This is a genomic window from Clostridium sp. AF34-10BH (genome assembly GCF_003478095.1).
GTDB classification, from domain to species: Bacteria; Bacillota; Clostridia; order Lachnospirales; family Lachnospiraceae; genus Acetatifactor; species Acetatifactor acetigignens.
This window is the reverse complement of record NZ_QUEC01000036.1, coordinates 21,391-28,414: the sequence shown is the minus strand read 5'-3', so window position 1 is coordinate 28,414 and position 7,024 is coordinate 21,391. Positions and strand designations below refer to the sequence as shown.

Annotated in this window: 4 protein-coding genes and 1 riboswitch; of the genes, 3 read left to right on the top strand and 1 reads right to left on the bottom strand. The window is 47.2% G+C overall.

Features of this window, described 5'->3' with window-relative positions; translation table 11 throughout:
- Window positions 1–93: 93 nt before the first annotated feature.
- Window positions 94–1,758, bottom strand: coding sequence for a GGDEF domain-containing protein (locus DWZ61_RS17480; RefSeq protein WP_182427176.1), 1,665 nt, complete (start codon window positions 1,756–1,758; stop codon window positions 94–96).
- 134 nt (window positions 1,759–1,892) lie between these two features.
- A riboswitch (glycine riboswitch) is annotated at window positions 1,893–2,012 on the top strand.
- Between the two features lie 75 nt (window positions 2,013–2,087).
- Here DWZ61_RS17480 and DWZ61_RS17475 point away from each other — a divergent pair.
- The 3 genes from DWZ61_RS17475 to DWZ61_RS17465 all read left to right on the top strand — a co-directional run bounded on the left by DWZ61_RS17475 (window position 2,088) and on the right by DWZ61_RS17465 (window position 6,849).
- Window positions 2,088–3,500, top strand: coding sequence for a sodium:alanine symporter family protein (locus DWZ61_RS17475; RefSeq protein ID WP_118539877.1), 1,413 nt, complete (start codon window positions 2,088–2,090; stop codon window positions 3,498–3,500).
- A gap of 69 nt (window positions 3,501–3,569) precedes the next feature.
- Window positions 3,570–4,901 carry an MATE family efflux transporter gene (locus tag DWZ61_RS17470; protein WP_117466561.1) on the top strand — a complete coding sequence of 444 codons (1,332 nt, stop codon included), beginning with the start codon at window positions 3,570–3,572 and terminating at the stop codon, window positions 4,899–4,901.
- Window positions 4,902–5,100: 199 nt separating this feature from the next.
- Window positions 5,101–6,849, top strand: a complete 1,749-nt coding sequence (locus DWZ61_RS17465; RefSeq protein ID WP_118539876.1) for a methyl-accepting chemotaxis protein — start codon at window positions 5,101–5,103, stop codon at window positions 6,847–6,849.
- Window positions 6,850–7,024 lie beyond the last annotated feature (175 nt).

Below are 7,024 nucleotides of genomic sequence, written 5' to 3'. Positions count from 1 at the left end.
CCGCGTTTCTTATACCCTGCCAAGGGCTACGGGATTATTTCACTAACTTTCAAGTTACATTACAAAATGAAATAAGATCTGCAAATCCTATGATCAATTTTCTGTTTTCATTCGTCGTTTCGCCTCATACATTTTGGCATCGGCCTCCCGGACCATATCGTCCATGGAACGAGGCATATTATGGGTCAGTACGGAATATCCCATGGCTACAGTAATGGGATGCTCGGAACCGTCCGGAAGCTTCAGAACTCCCAGAGACGCTTCGAAATCTCTTTGCAGCCTGAGAAATTCTTTTTCAGAATCGGTTGCGGTCGACAGAAATACGAACTCATCTCCGCCGATTCGGTAACATTTTCCTAAGGAACCGAGATGTGCCGACAGAGTATCCGCTACCCGGCGGATCATTTCATCACCGCTTTGGTGACCGTAGGTGTCGTTCACATATTTGAGGCTATTCACATCGTACAGTGCCAGCAACACATGAAAATTATGGGATGCGTCCAGTCTTTTCAATTCTTCCATATAGGAAGTACGGTTCAGCAGGTCGGTCAGACCGTCGCGATAAGCCAGGCGGCTGAGCAGCTGCATGCGAACACCTTCCTGATAGTTGGTCATGAGGCGCAGGGTAACCTGGACTGCTTCCATGATCAGGAACATAAGCACACCGATCCGTGTGAAGAAGCTGGTCTCGGGAGCACTGCCGAACCATAGCAGCAGGATATCCAGTAGAACGCCAAAGCACAGACACAGAATTCCAAGGTTATGATATAGATTGTGCTTCAGATGCTGCCTTTGATTCTGATAAAACCCCTTGCCGATGGCATAGATAACAAGTGCGATCAGAATGCCAAAAGTAATATGGGTCAGACGAAGACTTTCATGGAAGTCCTTGAGACCGGTCAGATTCAGGCAGAAACGTATACTGAAATCCATGACACTGATCAGGCATACTGTCTGTACCATCACAGGGGAGTACTCTGTATACATTTTGCCAAGGTACAGAAACAGTGGAATGGTGATCAGCATCATAAAAAGTTCCGCAATTGTATGATAAATATGGCTGTTACGCAGGATCAGTTGCAGCATACGGTTATCTGCCAACATAAAGATACCGGTATTCAGAGCAAATAATCCCAGATAAAGCATCTCACTGCCGATGATGTGCTTCTTGTGTAATGGCAGATAAAACAGGATAAATGCCAGACCAAGATGGGCGATCAGGAAGCTGATGCCGAATCCGGGTGCCTTGTCGCGGATGCGGCTTATCAGAATATCTTCACTACGCCCCAGGTACATATGATTGATCTTGCCACTGCCGTCTCTGTAAGGATTATCGATCACCAGGGTGAGCGTGCGCCCGGAATCTTCCCGGTAGATCGGCAGAGAGACATAAGAGGCTCCCGGCGTCTTGCCGAAGAAAACTCCCTCCGGTCGTATGGTCTCATAGATCTGCCGGTCGTCTATCAGGATCGTGACATTGGAGCTTTTATAAAAAAAGAAAAGTGCCATGTCGTGAGTCAGCGCAGGAAGCTTCTTGGTCACTGTGCAGGTGCCGCTGATATGGGAAAAATCAACGGGGCTTCCATCGGAGGTGGTCCAGCCTTCTGAAAAGTCAATATAATCCGATATTGCCGGCTCATGGTTCTGTTTGGGCAGACTGTAGTACAGTACCGTAAAAATCACAGAACACATGATCAGGAAAAACAGTCCACGTGTAATGGAATATGAAGTTTTGTGATTGTTCGTGTTAGTATTCATATGAATTATATTATAGTAATCAGGTACCATAAAAGTCAATGTCTGTGTTGGGCAGATCAATGTCAAAGATAAAAAAACGTTGCAATGGGTGAAAAAGTATGCTATTGTGATTTTGTTGCCGCTTTAGCGCGGTAAAGATTTACTCTGGAGAGTCCTTCCACGGAAAGCAATTTTCATATTTCCGTATAGAAGGCGCCGAAGGTGTACGGCAGTAAAGCTGCCAATCTCTCAGGCAAAAGGACAGAGCATCTATATGCTTATTCCCATTCTCTTCGGAAGAAATCAATCTACGATAGGACGTCACAAGAGGTGACGGAAGGAGAGGGAATATGTTAGACATGATTAGTAACTTTCTGACCACAGTGGATGATTTCGTCTGGGGCATCCCCCTGATCGTCCTCATTCTGGCTACGGGCCTTTTTCTCACAGCCAGACTTCGTTTTTTGCAGATCACGAAGCTTCCCCATGCAATCAAACATTTAATTGCCAATGAAAAGTCGGGCGAAGACGGCGAAGTATCCAGTTTCGCGGCACTGTGTACGGCATTGTCCGCTACCATCGGAACCGGTAATATCGTTGGTGTGGCAACGGCTATTGTAGCAGGCGGTCCCGGAGCTTTGTTCTGGATGTGGATCGCTGCGCTGGTAGGTACGGCTACAAAGTATTCCGAGTGCCTGCTGGCGGTGAAATATCGTGTGGTAGCAGAGGATGGACACATTATCGGCGGCCCCTTCTACTATATCGAAAACGGTATGGGCAAGAGCTGGAAATGGCTGGCGAAGATCTTCGCTTTTATGGGTGTATGCGTAGGATTGTTCGGTATCGGAACCTTTACCCAGATCAACGGTATCACCAGTGCGGTACATAATTTCTTCGATGCAAATAATGCACATACCGTACAGCTCTTCGGCATGGACTATTCCTGGAGCGTGGTGATCTCCGGAATCCTTTTGACCATCTGCGTGGCACTGGTTGTTATCGGTGGATTAAAGCGTATCTCCACCGTGGCACAGGTCATCGTTCCTTTTATGGCAGTGACTTATGTAGTAGCCTGTCTGTTAGTATTGATCTTTAATGTAACTGCCATTCCGGCAGCTATCGTAACCATTGTACAGAGTGCGTTTGGGATGCGTGCCGTAGCCGGCGGTGCTTTGGGAGCGGTTATCATGGCAATGCAGAAGGGTATTGCGAGAGGTATTTTCTCCAACGAAGCCGGTATCGGTAGTGCACCGATCGCAGCGGCTGCAGCGCAGAATGACTCTCCTGCCAAACAGGGTCTGATCTCAATGATGGGTACCATCATTGATACTCTGATCATTTGTACCATGACCGGTCTTACGATCGTAATTACCGATTCCTGGAACGTAGGTCTGGACGGCGTGGATGTTACCACCAGAGCTTTCCAGCAGGGGCTGCCTTTTAGCAGCTCTATTGCATCCTTTATCCTGATGGTATGCCTGGTATTCTTTGCATTTACCACGATCCTCGGTTGGGATTACTACAGCGAGAGATGCCTGGAATACCTGATCGGTCAGAAGCCGAAGGCAATCAAAGTATACCGTTGGATCTACATTGCCTGCGTATTCATCGGACCCTACATGACTGTTAAGGCAGTATGGACCATCGCAGATATCTTCAACGGTCTGATGGCGATCCCGAACCTGATCGCACTGTTGGCATTAAATGGTGTTGTGGTGGCTGAGACCAAGAAATACCTTGACAATGCCAAGAAAAAGTTTTAAAAAAGTTCTGTAGCCCTATCACGCGGGAAAATCTATATTTTTCTCGGAAGTGTAGAAGTGAGGAACTATATGAAAGATCTTACAAAGGGCAGACCGTCAGTTTTGATACTGACGTTTGCCCTTCCTATTTTTTTGGCCAATTTATTGCAACTTACTTACAGTCTGGCAGATACCCGCATCGTAGGTACTTTTCTGGGAGATAATGCCCTGGCGGCAGTGGGGGCCACGACGACGCTGAGCAATCTGATCGTACAATTCCTGATGGGAATGTGCAATGGCTTTGCTATTATTTCGGCACAGTGCTTCGGAGCGAAGGATATGGACAGATTGCGCAGATCCTTGGGCAATTCTCTGGTGCTTGGCCTATTGGCAGCTGTGGTACTGACGATAGGAGGGCTTGTATTTTTGCAGCCGATCCTCAGATTTCTGAATGTGCCGGAAAATCTGCTGAACACAGCAACACAGTATGTATCCGTGATCATAGCGGGACTTGTTGTTACATTACTATATGATGTATTAGCGGCGACCCTAAGAGCGATCGGAGATACCGTGACCCCGCTGATCGTGCTGGCGGTGTCGGTGGTGCTGAATATCGGAGGAGATCTGCTTCTGATCGTGGTGCTGCATATGGGAGTGCTGGGTGCCGCAGTTGCTACTGTGCTGTCGCAGCTGATCGCTGTGGTGGTGTGTGCGGTCTATCTGTGGGAAAAGTATGAAATTCTGCGGATACGTGTGGATGATCTGAAGCTGCAGGATGCCGGAATGCTCCGCAATATGTTAAGCTCCGGTCTTTCCATGGGATTCATGAGCTCGCTGGTCAATATCGGTACATTGACATTGCAGACCTCCATCAATAAGCTGGGACAGAATATTATCATTGCCCATACGGCAGCCCGCAAGATCTCCGAGATCTTCATGATCATGTTCAGCGTCTTCGGTCAGACAATGGCGACCTATTGCGGACAAAATCTGGGAGCGGGCAAAATCGAACGGATCCGCAGAGGAATCCTGTTGGCAACCGGTTATACCTGCATCTGGTGTACGCTTAATATTGTGACTGCTTATACCATCGGTGACTGGCTGGTATGGCTGGTCACCGGCAGCAAAACTCCGGAAGTGATCTACAATGCCACATTATATCTGAAGGTAGATACACTGTTCTATTATGTGACAGCGGTAATCTGTATTGTGAGAAACTCCATGCAGGGACTGGGAGAGCGGATCGTACCGCTGATCTCCAGCTCGTTGGAAATGATAGGGAAAATTGTGATCGCGGCGACGCTGGTTCCCATGTTCGGATACCCGGGTGTCATCGCAGCGGAGCCTATTGTGTGGTTTATTATGATCATTCCGCTATTGATAAAGATACTGCGTATGCCGGTCTGGAAGCAGAAAACTTAACTGTTTCGTAAACAAAAGAGATATTTTCACTTAACGTTAAGGAAAAATGACCAAATTTAACAATAAAATACTTGTAATTTTGTCGAATTGTATTACTATATGGAAAATGTTACAATGAATTTACCGAGAAAATACTTAAACGTTTTCGAGATGGACCGAATGTGATAAAGTCTTTTACAGAAAGGCAGATGTGGTAAGTATGAAGAAGACAGAGAATAAGAAAACGAAAGTAAAAGGGAACAAAAAGCCATTTTTCACAATTTCGAAAAAGATACTGGCATTGAGCCTTCTGCCGATGATCATTGTATGTGCACTGGTGGCTACGGTTGGGGCCAAAGCATTAGAGACCGGAATTGAGAAACAGATTGAGCAGTCTCTGCAGATCGTTGGTGTCAGTGTGGATGAAACCTACACGAATCTGTATGAAGGCGATTACACCAGAGATAAGGGAGGCAAGGTGCGCAAGGGCGGCACATCCATTTCCGGGGAGACACAGTTGATCGATGGATTGCAGGAGAAGACAGGCTTCCAGGTGTCTTTTTTGTATGGAAATATGCGTCTGATCACGACATTGACCAAGCCGGAAGGAGGACGTATTAACGGTACGGCGCTGGAAGACGATGTCTATGCACAGATTCAGACTGGGGAGGCTTTGTTCCTGACGGACTGCAACATTTCCGAAGTAGATTATTATGTATATTATCAGCCGTTGATCAATTCTGATGGCTCTGTGATCGGTGCCATCGAAGTGGCGACGCCGATGCAGAATGTCAAGGATACAATCTCGATGCAGGTCAAGGATATTATTCTGATCGCTGTGGCATGTGTTCTTGTGGCGGCAACGCTGGTAAGCGTATTATCCCGTAGCATGGTGAAGACCATGAAGAAGACGAAGCATTTCCTAGGCAGGATCGTGAACGGAGAACTGGATGCAGAGCCGGATGAAAAGCAGTGCCGTAAAAAGGATGAACTTGGGGATGTATATCGTATTTCTGTAAAACTGCAAAAAACTCTCCGTTCGATCGTAACAGAGATCAAGGATTCCGCGGATGATCTGACAGCATCTTCCAACAAACTGATCAAGATGGCACAGGATACCCAGGAATCTGTGAATGATGTATACCATGCTGTCGGCGAGATATCAGACGGCGCAAGGAATCAGGCCAATGAGACAACGGATGCTAATGAAAATGTAGTGCGTATCGGCGAGCAGATCGAATATATATCTGAGGAAGTAAAATCTCTGACGGATTATGCCGGCAGGATGGCAGAAGCGGAGAAAGCTTCCGAAGAGATCATGAAGGAACTGAACGGCTCCAACGAGAGCACCAAGGAATCTGTCCTGCGGGTAGCGGAACAGATAACGGATATGAACGGAGCAATTCAGAATATCACCAAGGCAGTATCCATGATTCAGGATATTGCGGACGAGACAGATCTGCTGTCACTGAATGCCAGCATTGAAGCAGCCAGAGCCGGAGAAGCGGGAAGAGGCTTCGCGGTGGTAGCAGAGCAGATCAGTAAGCTGGCTGACCAGTCTAAGCGCTCCGCAACCGAGATCCAGCAGATCATCCAAAATATCATGGAGTCTTCCGGCAGAATGGTGGAGATCATGGGTGAAGTGGAAGCCAACATGAATCACCAGCAGAGCAAGTTAGAGGAGACCGGTGTGAAGACTGCGGCAGTAGCGGATGGTGTGGAGAATTCCCTGCAACATATCGGCGGTATCCGGGAGAAGATGGATGTCTTGGGACAGTCCGGAAGCGCGATCCGTGATGTAGTGGAAGGATTGTCGGCAATCTCCGAACAGAATGCAGCATCCGCAGACAGTACAATGCAGGCGGCTCATGGCATGAGTGATACCATGACAGAACTGATGAATTCTTCTGAGAATCTGCTGGCATTAGCGGATAAGCTGGAAAAGGTACTGGATGTTTTCAAGGTATAAAGAGGGGGCCGGAAGTTGTCCGGCAGGGAGATAACATATAAATGACAGAAAATGCAGTCCAGTTTTCACAGAAAACCGGACTGCATTTTCGTGTGGTTTATTGACGGAGATACCATCATGAATTACAATATAAGGAGTGTAAGGAATTACATTATGAATATATCATACGGGATAG

Bases quoted from the DNA above. Each gene is read 5' to 3' on its own strand.
- DWZ61_RS17480 (WP_182427176.1), bottom strand. From the start codon at position 1,758: ATGAATACTAACACGAACAATCACAAAACTTCATATTCCATTACACGT.
- DWZ61_RS17475 (WP_118539877.1), top strand. From the start codon at position 2,088: ATGTTAGACATGATTAGTAACTTTCTGACCACAGTGGATGATTTCGTC.
- DWZ61_RS17470 (WP_117466561.1), top strand. From the start codon at position 3,570: ATGAAAGATCTTACAAAGGGCAGACCGTCAGTTTTGATACTGACGTTT.
- DWZ61_RS17465 (WP_118539876.1), top strand. From the start codon at position 5,101: ATGAAGAAGACAGAGAATAAGAAAACGAAAGTAAAAGGGAACAAAAAG.